Here is a 17983-nt window from a genome sequence, read left to right as displayed (position 1 = left end):
AAAACTATTAACTGTTTTTTTGAACAACAATGCTGTTTTAGAAAAGCTACTTACCTTTTAGACAAGCCTGTAGTTTTTGTTTTGCCATTTGGCTGGAGTGCCACTCAACCTGTTCAATAATTTCGCCGTTATATTCCAAGCGAAAATTAATGTTTTCTTCCATAGTCGCCAACGCGGCTTCTATTGTAGGTACGGCAAATACAATCAGTGGTTTTTCATCTCCCACCAAATTCTCTTGTCCAAGATCCCAATGAAAGGCTTTTACTTTTGCCGGTGGTTCATCATTTTGGTAGAGAGTAAGTTCAATAGTGCCAGAGCTTTCCGGAATGGGGAATTTACCACCGCCATTAGCCACGTCGGCAATATTTGAAAACGCCAGAAGAGCCCCTTTATAGGAGCCACCAGGCCCCATCAACGCCAATATGTTGCCTTGTTTGTTAAACAGGGCGGTACAATATTCGCCTTTCTTTGCATTGGAATTAGCTTGGAAAAACTCCCAACTGCCCTGCTCCCAGGCTTTGTGTTCAGGGCTATCCAATGCATTTTTTACGTTGCCATCAATGGCTTCCTTAACATTAATTTCTTTTTTACTGGTATCCATAATACCGCCAAGGACATCAAAGTTGCTGTCAGCCGCAGCGGTTTTTTGTTTATGATCGGCGACACAAATACTGCCTTGCGCAATCATGCCACTCGGGCAATCAGCGGCGCTTACTTGTGCAGAAATAAATGCGATGAATAAACTTGTGCTCAACATGCTGGTTAAATGTTTCATTTTATCTCCTATTAATCCGGAACTTCCGCAAAACCACTACAGGTAAAGCTGGCATCGCCACTGGCCCATACGCGGACATCGGCAACACGCCAAGCCGAATTTTTATCGGGAATAAAAATGAACTGGAAATTACAGCGCGAATAAATACCTTCTTCCCACGCCGCACCAGATTTCATATTCACAACTACCGCTTTATTACTAAATTCATTTTCATAATCCAAAAAGCGCATGTTGCCCGCTTCATTGACCATGGGATTACCCATTTTTTTCACTACCTCTGCTTCTGTTTTGCCAAGCCAAACCTGAATTAAATTTACTTCATAACGATTCAGTTTTCGCTTGCCCTGAACTTTTGCAGCCTCGTCCTTAAAATCAAACTCGGCTTGCATCTCGCTAAGGTTCGCTTCCAAATCTTCTTTCATGGTCTGTGCTACGGATTGAATGCTATTTTGCAATTCCGCCATTTTTTTCTGATACTCAGCCCATTCTTTTTTTGTAGGATAACTTGACCACCTACCCGTTGGATCAGGACGCTTTTTCGGCCACCAAGCTACCTGCCATGCAAAATCTAAAAATTCAGGGGCGGTGGAATAGCTAACCATATAAAAATCCGATGGCAGACCAATTTTATTTATTTGGTTATTGAATTTTTCCATTTCAAATTGCTTGGTGTTTTTATTCAGCGCCGCTTTGACAGCAGCATGCATCACATCATCATTGCAGGCGATTTTTGCGGCTTTCAGTAGCATGGGTGAATTTGTTTTTTTCCATTCACTGCTGGGTACTGCCTGACTTTTTAGATCTGATCGGCGCAGCATGTAACTATTTTCCGCCATGCGCATAGTGACCGGATCATTGAAACCCGGCTGCTTGGGAATATTTTTTCCATCAAAGGTATGTTTAACCATGCACTCAAACTGTAAACGCATGACAACGTATTCCGGTTTGGCTTCATTTTCATAAACTGCGGTTACATCCAACTCTTTTACGCTGACAGGGCCAAAGATCATATTGATCGGGGTTCTGTCTGAAACCACCCGAAAATCTGCAAAATACATTTCCCTATCGCCCGCCTCTCCTTGCATATGAAACAAAGCGGTTTGGGCAAACGCTGGCGTAGCTATAAAAAACAGGCAGAAAATTATTGCGGAAATATGTCTTTGCAACATGTTGAGTACCCTATAGAAAGTCCGTGGGTTATCTGGGGTAATTGCTAGAAAAAACTCCAGGGATTACGCCGTGCGCGGCGATATTTTTTGTCATTGTAGACCACTTGGAAACGCTGGTCGCTTACGGCCGTGCCGGTGTTGGTTTCACGTAACTGGAAATCGGTACTGGCACTTGCCGCTAATTCAAATTGGTATTCACCATGAGTTTCATTTTCCCAACAGCGCAGGGCATCGGTTTTACCGGATTGGTATAAGCAGAGCGAACGCGCTTCTTCCGATAACCACTTTACTTCCAGCTCATCGCGGCAGACTTCTTCACCGGCGTTTAATACACACAAGCGCGGCTTGATGGAAAATTGGATAAGCGGTAATGATGAGTTGCTGGCACTTTGGGGATAATGGGCGGGAATATTGTCGGCGAGCGCATAGCTTCCCAATGGCATGGCCATCAGAAATAAAGTCACCAGAGAAATACGCGAAGCCAATGGTAATGACGCGCGTGCGTTCAGCAGGTACCCATCAGAAATGGTACACCCCCCCAACAAAAACCGTGATCACTTTATTATCGTTTATAAGTGGACTGTCCGAGATTTCATTGGGTAAACGGCGATAACTCGCCAATAAACGCAAATCCCAGCGTTCAGTCAGTTGGTAATTCCAATCCAGCCGCGCAATCGCCGAGATGGCCGCATCGGCTTCATATACACCGCGCTCATCTGCCTCTGCAGAGGTAACGCCGTAGTAGTAATTCATCACCTCGTCGCTTTGCCAGATAGCACCTACCGAAGTAATCACATGGTGACGGCCGCTTGACCAATGTTTGGCAAGCGAAATACGCGCTTCATCACCATCGTGGATGCCAGTGAAATCACTCAGGTACTGCGCCTGGATATCAAACTCACCGACATTGATGCTGTATTCAAATCCCGCCAGACCGGCCATACGACGGTTGCGTAATTGGCGCTGACGCAAATCATTAAAACTCGGCCCGACAAATTCTTTATCGCCAGGATTTATCGTGGGCAGTTCTTCGCTGTCGCCGCCTTTATTGCCTGAGGAAACCAATGCATTGGAATCCAAAAAGAAATTGCTTGGGCTCCAGCGATGGAAAAATACCTGGTCATAACCGGGCGTGGCCAAAAGATTCAGTTGTTGATGCTCGTTCTCCCACAGCATCACGCCAAAATCCAGATTCTGGATAAAAAAGCGTTCGCCGTTGTAATTCACTTGCGGGATCAACACCAACGGAATATCCGCTGCATCTTCCACAGGATTGGTGCGCACACCCGCGCCTATACCCAGGCTGATATCCCACTTGCCTACCTCGACACAGTCCTCTTCGCCAGACATGCAGGTAGCGCTCGCCAGCAAGGGCGAGAAAACTACGGGCACAAGCAGCGCAAGCAAGCGGCGGATCAGGGTCATATCAACGGGTTGCCAAAATAGATATAGAGAAAAAGAAAGCGTAGAGCATCAAAGAGAACACACAGCTTATTTATAAACGACCAGAGACATAAGTGTTGTAATGAATTGTAGATGCCTTAACCAACTAACAGGCAGGTTACAAATTATTACAATTTGGTGCGTATCCATTACAGATTCTGCCATAAGACTGTGTTTAGGATAACAGCAAGCGCCAAGCCCGTACAAAATCGCAAGTCTACCCATACAAATCATAAGTCTAATAGGTAAGTTAAAGGAGTTGCTGTATGAAACCCATGATTAAATTGCTAATGCTCAGCCTGCCACTGGTGGCTTGTGGTGGTGGCAACAATTCGCAGTCGAATATCCAGAAAGAGCAGCCCACCAATACCGATTACTCCAAGCTCAATGCCAGCAACATTGAGCCGGGAACCTTGCGCCAGGCATCTGCCAGTGAGTTGGCGGAGCTGATTAAAAATGGTTTGCGCGTTTCCCTGCGCGATAACCAAAGCTACGGCATGATGATCCGCGAAACAGCGGTGGTAAATACCACAGCCAATAGCAAATCCGGCGGCAATTTTTCCGGCACCAATGTGCAGGTGGATGGTGTGGATGAAGCCGACAGCGTGAAATACGATGGTAAATATATTTACCTCGCCACGCCGGTGGATTACTCCAGTGGTGATCCAGTCACCAATTTAAAAATCATCGCTACCAACCACGCGAGCGCAAGCACAACTGAAGTCAGCATTACACCGCTCGATACCGAACATTGGGGCAACGTGTCTGAAATGTATTTGGTTGATAGCGCACAGGGCGCGACTCCTTACACTACCGGCCTTGCCACTATTCGCCGTTCCTGGGATTTCATCGCCTTCACCGACAAAGTCGTCAACGATGTCTCAACCGACGGCAAGCCATTGGTAGTTGATGATGCCGACAAAGCGCGCATGGCATCCATTTGGCCTTATCAAATGGATAACGGTATCGACATCACCCTTTACGATGTACGCACACCGACTACACCGACAAAAACCTGGTCATTGGCAATTGATGGTGATTTGCTTGGCACGCGCAAAATTGGCAACACGCTCTATGTGATCAGCAGTTTTGTACCCCATATTGCGACGCTTGATTACGCTGCCGATACAGCAGAAGCCAAAATTGCCAACGAGAAATTAATTGCACAAACCAGTGTTGAAAAATTACTGCCGGAATATTCGATCAACAACGGCACGCCGCAACCCTTGAATAGCGCCAATGGTTGCATGATCCCAGCTACCACAGAAAAAACCGATGGCAGCCTGACGTTGATTAACATCACCGCAATTAATTTAGCAACGCAACAATTGGTTGAATCTGTGTGTGTCAACGGCAACGCCGAAGGCATTTACAGTTCCACCAACAATTTGTATCTCGGTGGCTCTGATTACAGCAAATGGGAAAATTGGCAGAGCTTCACGGTGGTTCATCAATTTGCACTCACCAATGGCGGCGTCGATTATTCCGCAACCGGTTCGGTTGAAGGTGTGTTGAGTTGGAGTGCGCCCTCCTTCCGCATGGATGAATACAACAATCACCTGCGCATCCTCACCACCAATTACGGCGAAACTGGCGAGCCTGACCATCGCTTGAGTGTGTTGAAAAAAGTATCCGGTCGCAGTGAATTGGAAGTGGTTGCGCAGTTGCCCAATAAAAACCGTCCTGAAACTATCGGTAAACCACGCGAAGATATTTTTGGTGTGCGTTTTAATGGCGACAAAGCGTTTGTGGTGACTTTTGAACGCAAAGATCCACTTTACGTATTGGATCTTGCCAATCCGGTTGATCCAAAAATCGCAGGGCAATTGGAAATTCCCGGTTTCTCTACCTACTTGCATCCAATTGGTGACAACTATGTTTTCGCACTCGGTAATGAAACCAACGATGACGGTTTTGCAACCGGCGTAAAAGTATCGCTCTACGATATTAGCAACCCTGCAGCACCTGCCGAAATCAGCAAGCATGTTTTCGGTAGCAGCTACAGTTGGAGCGATGCACTTTACGATCACCGCGCACTCTCGTTCCTCTCTGCAAGCGCTGACCAAACCCGTATTACCTTACCGATTACCCAATACGAAGAAGTCAAAGGCCCCGAATATGCTTACAGCCGCTGGGTAGATACAGGCCTGTACCAATTTGAAATCAATGGCCTCACCACTAACAAAGTATCGCTCGATTATGTCGGCACACTGGTTAGCGAAAGTCTTGGTGTAAATGAATATCCACTGTGGAGCGGCAACGACCGCGGCATCATGCACGACGATGCATTGTTCTATGTACACGGCCCGGATGTCATCGCCAGCCCGTGGAAAAAAGCAGAGAGCAAATAATTACCCGTAAATAAAAAAGCCCGGCTATTTTTTAATAGCCGGGCTTTTTTATTTTGCCAAGCTGATAAAACGTGCCAGATTGTTATTGTTAAAAATATCCATTGCACTTTGCCAGTTACAATTTTTTACGACTCACTACATATCCCCCACAGATTACTGTTGCGCTTGCGCACACAATCCATCCAGTGAAATCCATCAAACCCTGACGATGCTATCTGGAGTCCAACATGCAAATACCTGCATTTATCAATACCGGTTTACTGAAAAAATCCCTGCTCATCCTGCCACTTGTTGGTTTACTCAGTGCCTGTGGCAGCGACAGCGATGATTTAAAATCTGATCCCAATACCAAAATGTTGCAGATTGATTTTAATGAAGGCATTACCGGCTGGAAGGTTGGTTTTGCAGATTACCCATCAGGTGAAGAAACCTTTTATGAGTTAGGACACAGCTACAGTAATTTACCCGCTGCGTTGGATACCAAACGCAAAGGGCTAAAAATTACCGGCAACAATCACAGCGATGATTTGTTTATGTTTGCCACTAAAAAAGTGGAAGGGCTTGAACCGAACACCCGTTACGATCTGCGCTTTAAAGTGACCTTTGGCACCAACGCACAGAATAATTGCATGGGTATTGGCGGCTCGCCTGGCAATAGTGTGTGGATAAAAGTGGGCGCAACCAAAAATGAACCTAAAGCCGTTAATGACGGAACCGGATTTTTGTTATTGAACTGGGATAAAGGCAATCAAGCCGCTGGCGGCAGCGATGCGATTATCGCAGGCGATTTTGCCAATCACCAGGAATGCAGCGCGACCGACGTGGTCACCACTTACCAAAAGAAAACACTGACAACTGAACGAGGTGCCTACACCACCGCAACCGATGATAAAGGCAACCTGTGGGTACTGGTTGGAACCGATTCCGGTTTTGAAGGGACTACTACTATTTATTTAATGGGATTGGAAATTTCGGCAACTAAAAAATAATTTTCTCTTATCAAAAATGTTATTCCATAAAAAAGAGCGGCTTATGCCGCTCTTTTTTATTAAGCCATTTTTAAATGGCTGTTATTAGCGGTGTTTGATCTTGTCGCCCTCTTTCAAGCCTTCCAGAATTTCGATATTGATGCCATCGGAAATGCCAGTTTTGACTTCACGCTTTTCGTATTTTTGTGGACCAGTTTCTACTTCTACAAATTGTGCTTTTTCTTCTACGATCAAGTTGCCTTCATTGATCGCTACTACGTTTTCTTTTTTGTCCAATACGATGTCTGCATTGGCGCTGTAGTTGGAGCGCAGGAATAGTTTTTCGCTCAGTTTTACTGCTGCGCGGATCTGGAATTTAATAGTGCCTTGGTCGGTTACACCTTTAGGAGAAATGTATTCCAGTGTAGCGGTAAAGGGTTCGCCTTCCAGTGCGCCTACATCCAGAACCAGTTCCATGCCTTCGCGGATTTTTCCAACTTCGGATTCATCTACCATGCCTTCAAAAATCATGTCGTTCATATCGGCCAGGGTCGCAATGGTAGTACCTGCACCGAACGAACTGGTTTCAACAATGAATGCACCTTCTTTGTAAGGCAAATCCAGAATCATGCCGGTGACGGTTGCTGGAATCATGTTGGATACTTTGTCCGATTTTTTGGTCGCACCGGATTTCATCAGTAACAAATTGTTTTCTGCTGAGGTCACGGCCTCTTTTTGCAGGTCGTAATTCAACAAAAATTTGTTGTATTCCGAAGCTGAGATTAATTTATCGGCAAACAGTTTTTTCTGGCGATCAAATTCAACCGTCGCATTTTGCAAATTGATTTTGGCGGTTTCCAGTTGCGACTCGGCCTGGTTGAGCATCACCATGTTGGGTGCCAGTGTGATCTTGGCGATAATATCGCCCTTGTTCACGTTCTGACCGGCAACGACATAGAGTTTTTCTACCACACCGGAGACCTGTGATTTAATTTCCACTTCGCGGCGAGGAATTACTTTACCTACCGCTACGGTCTTTTTGATAATGGTGGTTTTGAATACGGCATCCGATGTATAGGTGACCGGCTTCTCTTGGGATTTGTTGTACAAGAACACCGCCGTGCCAATAAACACAACTGCGATCAATACTAACACTGCATAGCCAATAAATTTTTTCATGGTGTCCTTCTTTACTATTGCTAAAAAATATTTAGATCGTTTAATCAGTTTTGTAGAGGACGGAGTTCAGTTTAAAACACGCCGTAAATACATCCTTGTAGGCTCAAATCGGCATCCATGCCTCATATGGTTTTAAACCAAACTCTGTCCTCTACTCCGAATACCGTGCCACACACTTTTTGTAAAAATTATTCATCTTGCAACGCCACTATAGGGTTAACACTTGCGGCTTTTGCAGCAGGCAACATTGATGCGAGTAATCCGGAAATAACCAGCACCACCAATGCACTAAACGCGGTTGCAAAATCCACTTCCGGCTTGCCGAAAAATCCTGCTTTACCGCCACCCGCTTCTAATAGTTGCCCTACACCTTCTAAAATCAGCACGCCTATTACCAAGCCCATATACCCTGCAACCGTGGTAATAAAAATGGATTCCTGCACAATCATGCCGATAATCGAATTGGGTGTTGCGCCCAGCGCTTTACGCAAACCGATTTCACGTGTGCGCTCCTTCACTACGATCAACATAATATTGCCCACACCGATCGCGCCCGCCATGATGGTGCCTATCGCAACTACCCAACTGAAAACCGTAATACCGGTAAACAAACCTTCAATCTTGTCGAACTCATTTTGTAAATTGAAACTGCCAAATACACCTACATCATTTGGATCGACTTTTTTAAGTTCCGCGAGATATTTTTTTACATCTTCTTCTGCGACACGCGCATGCAATCCAGGTTTTGGTTGGATAACAAAACTACCAATCCAACCCACCTGATTAAACGCATAACGCAGCGTATCGTTAGGGATGTAAATTTTTTCTTCTTCTTGTTGCTGGTTGCCATTGGCAAGGGATTCAAATACACCCACCACTTTAAAACTGATGCCGTTGATGGTGATGTCTGCCCCAATCGGATCTTCACCCTCTGCAAATAATTGCGTGCGTACACGGGTTCCGATGATCACTGTTTTGCGTTTTTCACGATCATCAAACTCATTAATGCTGCGCCCGAGGATCATGCGCAATGAGTTGATGTTTTCCATTTTTGCGTGGATGCCTTCCACAAAAAATGTTCCGTTTTTGTCTTTATGCACTGCGTAGGGAGGCGTTCCGCTCCAGATACCCACAGAGTTTTGTCCGCGGATAAAACCAACGCTGGGCACATTTTTTTCGATGGCGGCAACATCTTCCGGTTTAAATTGGATTTGCCTGCCAATCGGCATACCTTGATAAGGCAGCTGCGTATTGCCTTGCACCCACACCCACACAATATTGGGTACACGCGGAAAACCTTCGTTAACGCCGTTCTCCAAACCCTTGCCTGCACCGAGCAATAAAGTGAGCATAAAAATGCCCCAGAAAACCCCGAATGCAGTAAGGCCGGTGCGCAGTTTGTGTTGGCCGAGTGTTTTAAAAATCTCGTGCCACTTTTCAGTATCGATAATCATCAGTGGCTCCTGTTATTCCGCGCGCATCGCTTCGATGGGCATAATCTTCGCCGCGCGCACCGCAGGCATTAGCCCTGCAAGGGCACCAATCGCGACCAGTAAAATAATTGCCGTTACCGCTACTTGAAAATTGATTTCCGGGTTTTTGAAAAACGGCAATTGTGCACCCACCGAATTTAGTGCAAACGATATTAATTCGATTAACCCGACCCCCATCACCAAGCCAGCATAACCGGCAATACTGGTAACCATAATCGACTCAAACAACAAAGTGCCCACAATATTAAAAGGTGTTGCACCCAGTGCTTTACGGATGCCAATTTCGCGTGTGCGCTCTTTCACCGTGATAATCATGATATTGCTCACACCCACAATACCGGCCATGAGCGTTCCCAAACCGACGAACCAGATAATCGCGTTAATACCAAAAAATAATCCATTCACCATTTTGGCTGGCTCCGCCATATTGAAGGAGCGAACCGCGCGTTTATCATCCGGAGAAACCGAATGGCGGCGCTGCAATAATTCGATGACTTTTTTCTCCAGCTCAAAACCATCCAAACCTAATTCCGGCCGCAACCAGATCGCGCCTATGCGGTTGCTTTCACCAAATATTTTTTGAAAAGTCGGCTGGGGAATGTAAATGCGTTCAGAATCGCGGCCGCGGTTTCCCTTGTCATAAAACACACCGACGACTTTCATCATCACACCGTTTACACGGATATCTTTATTGATCGGATCAACGTCTTTGCCAAATAAACGTTCGGCAACAACGGTGCCAATCACCGCAATTTTGCGCAGCTCTTGTTCATCCAGCGGATTAATTTTGCGCCCGATGTTAAACGGAATACTTTCTTTCACATCAAAATATTCATCGGGTACGCCCAACACCGAAAAGCTCGCATTCTTACGCCCGTATACAAGCGAAACACCTTCACGGGTACTTTCTGCAGCAATAAAACGCACGCCCGGGATTTGTTGTTTGATCGCTTCAACATCATCCAGCGTCAACTGGATTTGCCGCCCCAACCCCATACCTTTGTACGCGACCGATGTAGTGCCGGTGTAAGCCACAATAAAATCCAATACATCCGAACCAAAATCTTCATACACACCATTTTGCATACCGCGCCCGGCACCGAGCAGCAGCATCAACATAAATATTCCCCAAAACACGCCAAAGGCAGTAAGGCCGGTACGCAATTTATTCATGCGCAGCGTGTAGAGAATTTCTTGCAAACTATCAATCATGGCAATTCATCCAAGTTTTTTTCATCCGGGATTTTTATGATCCGCCGGTTTTTTAGCCAAGACTTTTTCTAACCCAAAATCGCTTCTTCATCCTGATCGGCAATGTCATCCGCCACATGGGAATGGTGATGTTTGCCAGAGACAATCAATCCGTCTTTCAAAATAATTTGGCGCTGGGTTTGATCGGCAATATCCTGTTCGTGGGTCACAATCACGATGGTATTGCCTAGCTGATGCACTTCTTTCATGAGCGCCATCACTTCTTGCGTAGTTTGGCTATCCAGTGCGCCGGTAGGTTCATCGGCAAGAATTACTTTGGGTTTGGTGACTAGCGCGCGGGCAATAGCAACGCGCTGTTTTTGTCCGCCGGACATTTCATTCGGCATATGCTTGGCGCGATGTGAAAGCCCCACCATTTCCAAATATTGTTCAGCGCGATAATTGCGCTCTTTGCGGCTCACGCCCTGGTAATAAAGCGGCAGTGCAACGTTTTCAGTCGCGTTTTTAAATGGCAGTAAATTGAATGATTGAAAAACAAAACCCAATAATTCATTGCGCATTTTCGCCGCGGTTTTTTCTTTCAGTTTTTTGATTTCACGCCCGGCAAGAAAATAATCGCCCTGGTCATGGGTATCCAATATGCCGAGGATATTCAACAAGGTCGATTTGCCTGAGCCCGAAGATCCCATAATCGATACCAGCTCTCCTTCGCGGATATGCAGGTCTATGCCTTTCAGTACATGCAGTGGCTGTTCGCCAGAGTGATAGTACTTGTGGATGTTATGCAGTTTGATCATGGTAGCTTCCTGTTATTGAACACTGTGGGCCCAAGCCGACAGCTTAGAGTCTTTCACACAAATGTCCGGCTTATTTACTTTGGCTTAACACTCTAATGACAAGTGTCAGTGCCGGGTGTGCTGCGCATTTTGCCCGTGTTATTAGCTTTGATGTGTATCCGATTGTTTTGGATTCAGGCAGTGAAAAAAATTTTATCGGTCTTACTGCTTATTCGTCCTGCAGCGCAGTAATGGGATTGACCGATGCAGCCTTGATTGCAGGTAAGAGTGCCGCCAACACACCGGTGATCACCAACACAACCAGTGCCATGAGTGCGATGTCGATATCGATATAGGGCGATGCAAAGATGCCATCGCCCTGCCCCATTTTTACCAGTAATGCTTTTATTACCTCTAATAACAGCACGCCTGCCGTTAAGCCTGCATAACCGGCAATCAAGGTGATGATGAGCGATTCATGAATAATCATTACACTGATATTGATCGGTGTTGCGCCCATGGCTTTGCGCAAACCAATTTCACGCGTGCGCTCTTTCACGACTACCAGCATGATATTCCCTACACCGATCACGCCGGCGATGATAGTGCCAATTGCAACCATCCAACTGAAACCCAAAATGCCGTTTATTAAACTGCGGTTTTGCTGGTAATTTTGTTCCATATTAAAACCACCGATAACACCACTGTCATCCGGATGAATTTTTTTACGCTCGTACAAAAACGTTTTTACATCGCGTTCAACTGCAAACGGGTCTGCACCTGGCACAGGCGTAAAAAATAAAAACTGGTAAGCATCCATCTGGTTAAATGCCTGGCGCAGGGTTTCGTTGGGAATAAAAATACGCCCGTTATTTTGCTGCCCTCCATCGCCGGGTTCACGCGAGCTGGAAATACCAATCACTTTAAATTTTACGCCACCAATATCGATGGATTCCCCAATAGGATTTTTACCATTTTTAAATAGCACCTCTTGAACGCGTGTTCCGATCACAGCGACTTTGCGTTTTTCTTTTTCATCAAGGGAATTGATATAACGGCCTTCATGCAGTTTGATAAATTCAAACGATTCCCACCCCTGATGGGTGCCCATTACGGCAAAAGAACCACTTTCTTTTCCGTAGACAATATATTGTGCTGCCCCCCAGCTACCGAGATTATTTTTTCCATCAATCATTTGCACGCTGGATATAGATTGACGAATAGCAACAACATCTTCCGGCGTAAATTTAATGGTGCGGCCTTTGCCCAAACCTTCGTATTCCAGCTGGGTGCTGTTGGATGGCCAAAGCAGTATTACACTTTTGGCATCGCCAAAAATATTTTCAATTTTGGTTCCAAAACCGGTACCAAAACCCAGAAGTATCACCAGCATAAAAATGCCCCAGAAAACCCCAAAGGCAGTGAGGCCGGTGCGCAATTTTTGTTTGCGTAAACTGGTAATAATTTCTTGCCATTTATCCCAATCAAACATAAATAGCTCCTTTACTCGGCCTTCATAGCTTCTATTGGTGTAATACGCGCTGCACGCAACGCAGGCATTAATCCGGCAATTACACCAGAGGCAATCAGTAACACAAGCGCACTGATGGCAACGCCTATGTCAATTTCCGGCTGCTGAAAAAAAGGCAATTCAATTTTCATTTTGGTAAACAGCGCAGAAACACCTTCAAGAATGGCAACACCCAATACCAAACCGGAGTAACCCGCCACACTGGTCACTAACACCGATTCAAATAACAAACTGCCAACAATTGAATTCGGATTTGCGCCTAACGCTTTGCGGATGCCAATTTCACGTGTGCGTTCTTTTACCGTGATAATCATAATGTTGCTCACACCCACAATGCCCGCAAGCAAAGTGCCGATTCCCACCAACCAGATAAACATATTCAAACCGGTAAACATTGCATTCACATCTTGTGCGGCACGCGCCATGTTGCTCGCTTCAATTGCCCGCACATCATCGGGTGCAATTTTGTGGCGCTGCTTGAGCAATGCCATCACATCTTCTTCGAGTTTTATTCCATCAACACCTTCTTTGGGGCGCACAGTAATCAACGCCACATCTTGCCCTCCGCCAAAAGCTTTTTTAAAGGCACTCACCGGCATATAAATCCGTTCTGACATTCGCCCTTGATTGCCTTTATCAAAAAAAATCCCTATTACTTTGAAAGAAATCCCATTGATCTGGATTTCTTTTCCGATGGCTTCTATGTGCGTCGTAAACAATCGCTCACTCACCCGCGTACCAATAACCACCACTTTGCGATTGTCATCTTCATCCAAACCATTCAACCGGCGGCCTTCATCAAAGCGTATTTTTTCCTTGATATTGAAATATTGGTCAGCAACGCCCAGCACGCCGAAGCTGCCAGACTTGGTGCCGTAACTGATAGAAATATCGGAATTGATAAAAGAACCGAGCGGATTTTCGCTGGAGAGAAAACGCACGCCGGGAATTTGCTGGCGAATCGCAGCCATATCAGACTGGGTTAGCTGGATCTGCCGCCCCACGGGCAACCCCATATAGGGCACGGATGTGGTGCTGGGAAATATCCAGATGGAATCAGCAACATCGTTGCTCCAGCCTTCAGCAAACGCTTTTTCCATCCCACGCCCGGCACCCAGCAACAGGATCAGCATGAGAATGCCCCAGAACACTCCAAAGGCCGTCAGCCCGGTACGCAACTTGTTCTGGCGCAGGCTAAAAAGAATTTCTTGCAAACTATCCATCGCGAGTTCCCAACGATTCGGGTGATACCGTAAAGGCGTGTGGGATTTGACGCGTGTGAAACCCTATTGGATTCACTTCCGGTAATTTTCTTTTTTTTGGGAAACAGGACAAGCAATCCAATCGCCTTGATTAAGGAGCCGACGAACAAGCATAAGAGTATGCACGTTCAGCAAAAAAAACTCCGGCAGCAGCACCTGCCGGAGCACATTACCCACCTGTCACAGGTGCCGCTAATAGTGAGTAAATCATGCGGAGAGAAAACCCGATTCCCAAGTTGGGGGGATAGGGAATTTGGCAATCTCAAATAATAAGACGTGCGGGAATGCAGATTGGATTCAACAGATGACAGTAAAATCAGAATTGATAATGGTATCTATACTCGGGATTAAATGAATTAAACGTCTAGCGCGTTGTTTAAACAATTTAATGGTTACGGATTGAGATTTGGAAAGTACCAAGGTTCGGCGTGCTCTGGAATTTCCCAACGCAATGGAGATTTACTACTGGTTTCACTCAATAGTCCCTCACTTTTTAACTGACTTAATAGCCGCCGTGCGCTGCGCTCAGGCATCGCACATAATTCCAATGCTTGAGCGCGTTGAATTTCGCCCTGCTGAAACGCAGTAAATAAAATTAAACTCGCCGTCGATTTTAATTGCCCACTAATGCCATCAACTCGATCATCATTGCGCGCCGCTACATAGCTTTCTATACGCTGACGCATTTTGGCCAATTCAAGTAAATCACTGATGTAAGTGACTTGATCTATTGCGTTATCCAACATGTAATCGCAAAAATTGATTAATCCTTTCTCAGTAAAATGGCCGCGACCATCATGGTCGCCCTGACGGGGTGCATCTGCATTTGCTAACAAATTTTTATATTGCGTAGCTGAGCGTGCCAATCCTCGGCTGAGACACCATGCACCATAACTTTCCAGCCCTACTGCTTTCAGTGCGGCATCTGTTAATAAACGCCCCACTCTGCCGTTGCCATCAATAAAGGGGTGAATCCATGCAAAACGATGGTGCGCCGCCATAAGCGCAATAATTTTTCGGTCGCCACTGAATTTTTTAGGGTTATAGGTTTCGCAAAACTTTGCCATTAGCAGCGCAAGGTCTTCCGCTTTGGGTGGAATATGTTGTCCAACAATTACCGAGCGAGCACGCCATTCACCGGGAATAACTTTATCTACCGTCTCGCCTTGTTCGTCTTTAATAACCCACAAACTTTCAGGTACGCGCTGATAAAATTCGCGATGTAAACGGCAAATAAAATCGGGCGTAAATAACCTATCCAAATCCGGTTGTTGCGCCACTAACCACTCTTGCACTTGCATGTGTGCAAGAGATTCCTGCTGCAAGTCGCGTTTGGCAGGATCGCCACTGTAGTTGCCGCGTTGTGCCGCACGAATTTCATGGGGGCGAGTTGCATTACCCTCGATCAGATTGGAATAGTAAGAATTAATAGCCGCCATATGCTGTTCAAGGCGAGCCAGTGTTAATGGCGCAATCTGGCCAGTGAGCTTCGCGGATTGGCTAATGAGGGATATAGCTTTATCAGGTAATAATGACTGCCCCAATGATTTATCGCTGGGGATAAAAGGCGCAATATCCAGTATAGAAGTGGCCATAGCTACACCCGAAAGAACCCGATAAAGGAAACAATTTGGCCGCTTTGTTGGCCGCTTTATAGTGCTAGTAACCTATTGAGTTTAAATCACTTTTTACATATTTTGTAAATTTTATTTGTCTATTTGGCCGAATTATTGGCCGGTTAATAATCCATAAGACTTGCTTTTCTCCCAGCGAACCAAGAAAAACTCGTTTTTTATACATATCAGCCAACCAACAATCCAAACCTAGCAATCACTGATTGTCTATGGAACCGGCATAAAAAAAGCGCAGCCAGTTTTCACTGGCTGCGCTTTTATCGAGACAATAACTTATTAACTCACCACACCGCTGCGGTTCACGCCGTTAATCAGTGCCTTCACTGCTGAAGTGATGATGTTGCGATCCTGCCCTACACCGTAAACGGGTTTGCCGTTTTTCACTTTGATTTCCACATAGGTCACTGCAGCGACATCGGAGCCTTCGCCAACGGAGTGTTCGTGGTAATCAATCACACTCACTTCACCATCGATAAACTGGCTGATCGCGTGAGCGGCGGCATCGATGGGGCCGTTGCCGCTGCCGCTGATTTGCACGGTTTTATCCTGATGTTGTGCGTGGATAGTGATATCAACCTGATGCGTATCATCCTGTTCAGTGAATTTGCTCGACTGGTAAGTAATCGGCGTTGTCACTGCAAAATATTCATCGTTAAATATTTTGGCGATTTCACTGGCCTTCACTTCCTTGCCGGTGCTGTCACTGACTTTTTGTACCACACCGCTGAATTCAATTTGCAAGCGACGTGGCAATTGCAAACCCACTTCTTGTTGCAACAGGAAACTCACACCGCCTTTACCGGACTGTGCGTTTACCCGCACGACAGCATCGTAACTGCGATTTAAATCGGCTGGATCGATTGGCAAATAAGGCACTTCCCACAGCGCATCTTTTTTCTGCACTGCAAAACCTTTTTTGATTGCGTCCTGATGTGAACCGGAAAACGCGGTAAATACCAATTCGCCCGCATAAGGGTGACGTGGATGTACCGGCAATTGCGTGCACTCTTCATGCAATTTGCGCACGCGGTCGATGTCGGAAAAATCCAAACCGGGACTTACACCTTGCGAATACAAATTCATCGCCAAGGTCACCAAACACACATTACCGGTGCGCTCGCCATTGCCAAACAAACAACCTTCCACACGATCTGCACCGGCCATTACCGCTAATTCAGCCGCGGCTACTGCAGTGCCGCGGTCATTGTGCGGGTGCACGCTGATGATAATGGAATCGCGGCGATTGATATTGCGATGAATCCACTCAATTTGATCTGCATAGGTATTGGGTGTGTTCATCTCTACCGTTGCTGGCAAATTCAAAATCAATTTTTTCTGCGGCGATGGATTCCAAATCTCCACCACCGCATCGCACACGTCTTTCACCAATTCGATTTCAGTAGATGAAAAAACTTCCGGTGAGTATTGGAAAGTCCAATCCACTTCTGGAGCTTGCGCGGTTAATTCTTTACACCACTTGGTGCCTTGAATCGCAATATTTTTTACACCGGCTTCGTCAGTGTTGTACACAATTTTGCGGAACGCGGGTGCGAGAGGGTTGTACATATGCAAAATCGCACGCTTGGCACCGCGCAAACTCTGCACGGTTTTTTCAATCAAGTCGTAACGCGCTTGCACCAACACTTCAATAGTGACGTCATCGGGAATTAAATTTTCCTCGATCAACTGGCGAGTAAAGTTGTAATCAATTTCACTCGCAGACGGAAAACCGATTTCAATTTCTTTAAAACCAATCGCCACCAATTCTTTGAACATGCGCAACTTGGTGGCAACGGACATAGGATCGATCAGCGCTTGGTTGCCATCACGCAGGTCAGTGCTCATCCAAATGGGCGGTTTCTCAATGTGATTGTTCGGCCATTGGCGGTCGGGCAAGGAGACACCGACAAAACGCTGGTACTTGGTAGATGGATTGGCAAGCATGATCGACTCCGAATATTGCCTAAGTGTCCGGTTTATAAGGAGCGCTTGGAACCTTGCTGTACAAGTGTTCCAGGCTCCGAGCTGTATAGTTCTTGTGTACTGCTGTAGTAGTGGTCTTGCGGTCTTGGCTGATGTAAACGGATCTGGTCAGGAACCTGGTGGTGACAGGTGCCGGTTTCTGGTGATGCAGTCACATCGGTGGAAACCCCAAACCCGCGCGGATAGCGCCTGGGCTTTTATCAGCAT

14 protein-coding genes are annotated in these 17983 nt (G+C 46.1%); 2 read left to right on the top strand and 12 right to left on the bottom strand.

All coding sequences use genetic code 11. The features are described from left to right. Positions 1-46: 46 nt before the first annotated feature. From VC28_RS15050 to VC28_RS15035, 4 genes are all read right to left on the bottom strand, one after another. Entirely contained in the window at positions 47-775 is a 729-nt protein-coding gene (locus VC28_RS15050; RefSeq protein WP_049631367.1) for a hypothetical protein, read from the bottom strand. Positions 776-786: 11 nt separating this feature from the next. After that, entirely contained in the window at positions 787-1944 is a 1158-nt protein-coding gene (locus VC28_RS15045) for a hypothetical protein (RefSeq protein WP_156184342.1), read from the bottom strand. A 44-nt stretch (positions 1945-1988) separates the two neighbouring features. Beyond that, positions 1989-2393 (bottom strand): DUF3019 domain-containing protein, encoded by a 405-nt coding sequence (locus VC28_RS15040; protein ID WP_231591782.1) that lies wholly within the window; start codon positions 2391-2393, stop codon positions 1989-1991. A 70-nt stretch (positions 2394-2463) separates the two neighbouring features. Next, the gene (locus tag VC28_RS15035) at positions 2464-3369 is read right to left on the bottom strand and encodes a MipA/OmpV family protein (protein ID WP_049631365.1); all 906 of its coding nucleotides are present in this window, start codon (positions 3367-3369) and stop codon (positions 2464-2466) included. Positions 3370-3653: 284 nt separating this feature from the next. On the opposite strand from VC28_RS15035, the gene VC28_RS15030 reads away from it, so the two are divergent. Further along, a complete protein-coding gene (locus tag VC28_RS15030; protein WP_049631364.1) occupies positions 3654-5738 on the top strand; it encodes a beta-propeller domain-containing protein in 2085 nt (694 codons plus the stop codon). Positions 5739-5965: 227 nt separating this feature from the next. Then, positions 5966-6727, top strand: a complete 762-nt coding sequence (locus tag VC28_RS15025) for a hypothetical protein (protein ID WP_049631363.1) — start codon at positions 5966-5968, stop codon at positions 6725-6727. 84 nt (positions 6728-6811) lie between these two features. Here VC28_RS15025 and VC28_RS15020 read toward each other — a convergent pair whose 3' ends face one another. The 8 genes from VC28_RS15020 to leuA all read right to left on the bottom strand — a co-directional run bounded on the left by VC28_RS15020 (position 6812) and on the right by leuA (position 17737). After that, on the bottom strand, positions 6812-7885 hold the full coding sequence (locus VC28_RS15020) for an efflux RND transporter periplasmic adaptor subunit (RefSeq protein WP_049631362.1): 1074 nt from the start codon (positions 7883-7885) through the stop codon (positions 6812-6814). Between the two features lie 188 nt (positions 7886-8073). After that, complete coding sequence (locus tag VC28_RS15015; protein WP_049631361.1) at positions 8074-9339, bottom strand: ABC transporter permease; 1266 nt, start codon at positions 9337-9339, stop codon at positions 8074-8076. A 12-nt stretch (positions 9340-9351) separates the two neighbouring features. Beyond that, a complete protein-coding gene (locus VC28_RS15010) occupies positions 9352-10590 on the bottom strand; it encodes an ABC transporter permease (protein ID WP_049631360.1) in 1239 nt (412 codons plus the stop codon). 68 nt (positions 10591-10658) lie between these two features. Continuing rightward, positions 10659-11387 (bottom strand): ABC transporter ATP-binding protein, encoded by a 729-nt coding sequence (locus VC28_RS15005; protein WP_049631359.1) that lies wholly within the window; start codon positions 11385-11387, stop codon positions 10659-10661. Positions 11388-11595: 208 nt separating this feature from the next. Next, a complete protein-coding gene (locus VC28_RS15000) occupies positions 11596-12858 on the bottom strand; it encodes an ABC transporter permease (protein ID WP_049631358.1) in 1263 nt (420 codons plus the stop codon). A gap of 11 nt (positions 12859-12869) precedes the next feature. After that, positions 12870-14120 (bottom strand): ABC transporter permease, encoded by a 1251-nt coding sequence (locus VC28_RS14995; RefSeq protein ID WP_049631357.1) that lies wholly within the window; start codon positions 14118-14120, stop codon positions 12870-12872. 431 nt (positions 14121-14551) lie between these two features. Then, complete coding sequence (locus tag VC28_RS14985; protein WP_049631355.1) at positions 14552-15754, bottom strand: Fic family protein; 1203 nt, start codon at positions 15752-15754, stop codon at positions 14552-14554. Positions 15755-16069: 315 nt separating this feature from the next. Beyond that, on the bottom strand, positions 16070-17737 hold the full coding sequence (leuA, locus tag VC28_RS14980; protein ID WP_049631354.1) for a 2-isopropylmalate synthase: 1668 nt from the start codon (positions 17735-17737) through the stop codon (positions 16070-16072). Positions 17738-17983: the final 246 nt, after the last annotated feature.

Origin of the sequence: Cellvibrio sp. pealriver (genome assembly GCF_001183545.1) — a bacterium.
Lineage (GTDB): Bacteria > Pseudomonadota > Gammaproteobacteria > Pseudomonadales > Cellvibrionaceae > Cellvibrio.
Note: the sequence above shows the minus strand (reverse complement) of the source record. Positions and strands in the feature narration are given on the sequence as shown.

Excerpts from the sequence above, each read along its gene's own strand:
- VC28_RS15020 (WP_049631362.1), bottom strand. The coding sequence starts at position 7,885 with ATGAAAAAATTTATTGGCTATGCAGTGTTAGTATTGATCGCAGTTGTG.
- VC28_RS15035 (WP_049631365.1), bottom strand. The coding sequence starts at position 3,369 with ATGACCCTGATCCGCCGCTTGCTTGCGCTGCTTGTGCCCGTAGTTTTC.
- leuA (WP_049631354.1), bottom strand. The coding sequence starts at position 17,737 with ATGCTTGCCAATCCATCTACCAAGTACCAGCGTTTTGTCGGTGTCTCC.
- VC28_RS15000 (WP_049631358.1), bottom strand. The coding sequence starts at position 12,858 with ATGTTTGATTGGGATAAATGGCAAGAAATTATTACCAGTTTACGCAAA.
- VC28_RS15040 (WP_231591782.1), bottom strand. The coding sequence starts at position 2,393 with ATGGCCATGCCATTGGGAAGCTATGCGCTCGCCGACAATATTCCCGCC.
- VC28_RS15050 (WP_049631367.1), bottom strand. The coding sequence starts at position 775 with ATGAAACATTTAACCAGCATGTTGAGCACAAGTTTATTCATCGCATTT.
- VC28_RS15010 (WP_049631360.1), bottom strand. The coding sequence starts at position 10,590 with ATGATTGATAGTTTGCAAGAAATTCTCTACACGCTGCGCATGAATAAA.
- VC28_RS14985 (WP_049631355.1), bottom strand. The coding sequence starts at position 15,754 with ATGGCCACTTCTATACTGGATATTGCGCCTTTTATCCCCAGCGATAAA.
- VC28_RS14995 (WP_049631357.1), bottom strand. The coding sequence starts at position 14,120 with ATGGATAGTTTGCAAGAAATTCTTTTTAGCCTGCGCCAGAACAAGTTG.
- VC28_RS15015 (WP_049631361.1), bottom strand. The coding sequence starts at position 9,339 with ATGATTATCGATACTGAAAAGTGGCACGAGATTTTTAAAACACTCGGC.
- VC28_RS15025 (WP_049631363.1), top strand. The coding sequence starts at position 5,966 with ATGCAAATACCTGCATTTATCAATACCGGTTTACTGAAAAAATCCCTG.
- VC28_RS15045 (WP_156184342.1), bottom strand. The coding sequence starts at position 1,944 with ATGTTGCAAAGACATATTTCCGCAATAATTTTCTGCCTGTTTTTTATA.
- VC28_RS15005 (WP_049631359.1), bottom strand. The coding sequence starts at position 11,387 with ATGATCAAACTGCATAACATCCACAAGTACTATCACTCTGGCGAACAG.
- VC28_RS15030 (WP_049631364.1), top strand. The coding sequence starts at position 3,654 with ATGAAACCCATGATTAAATTGCTAATGCTCAGCCTGCCACTGGTGGCT.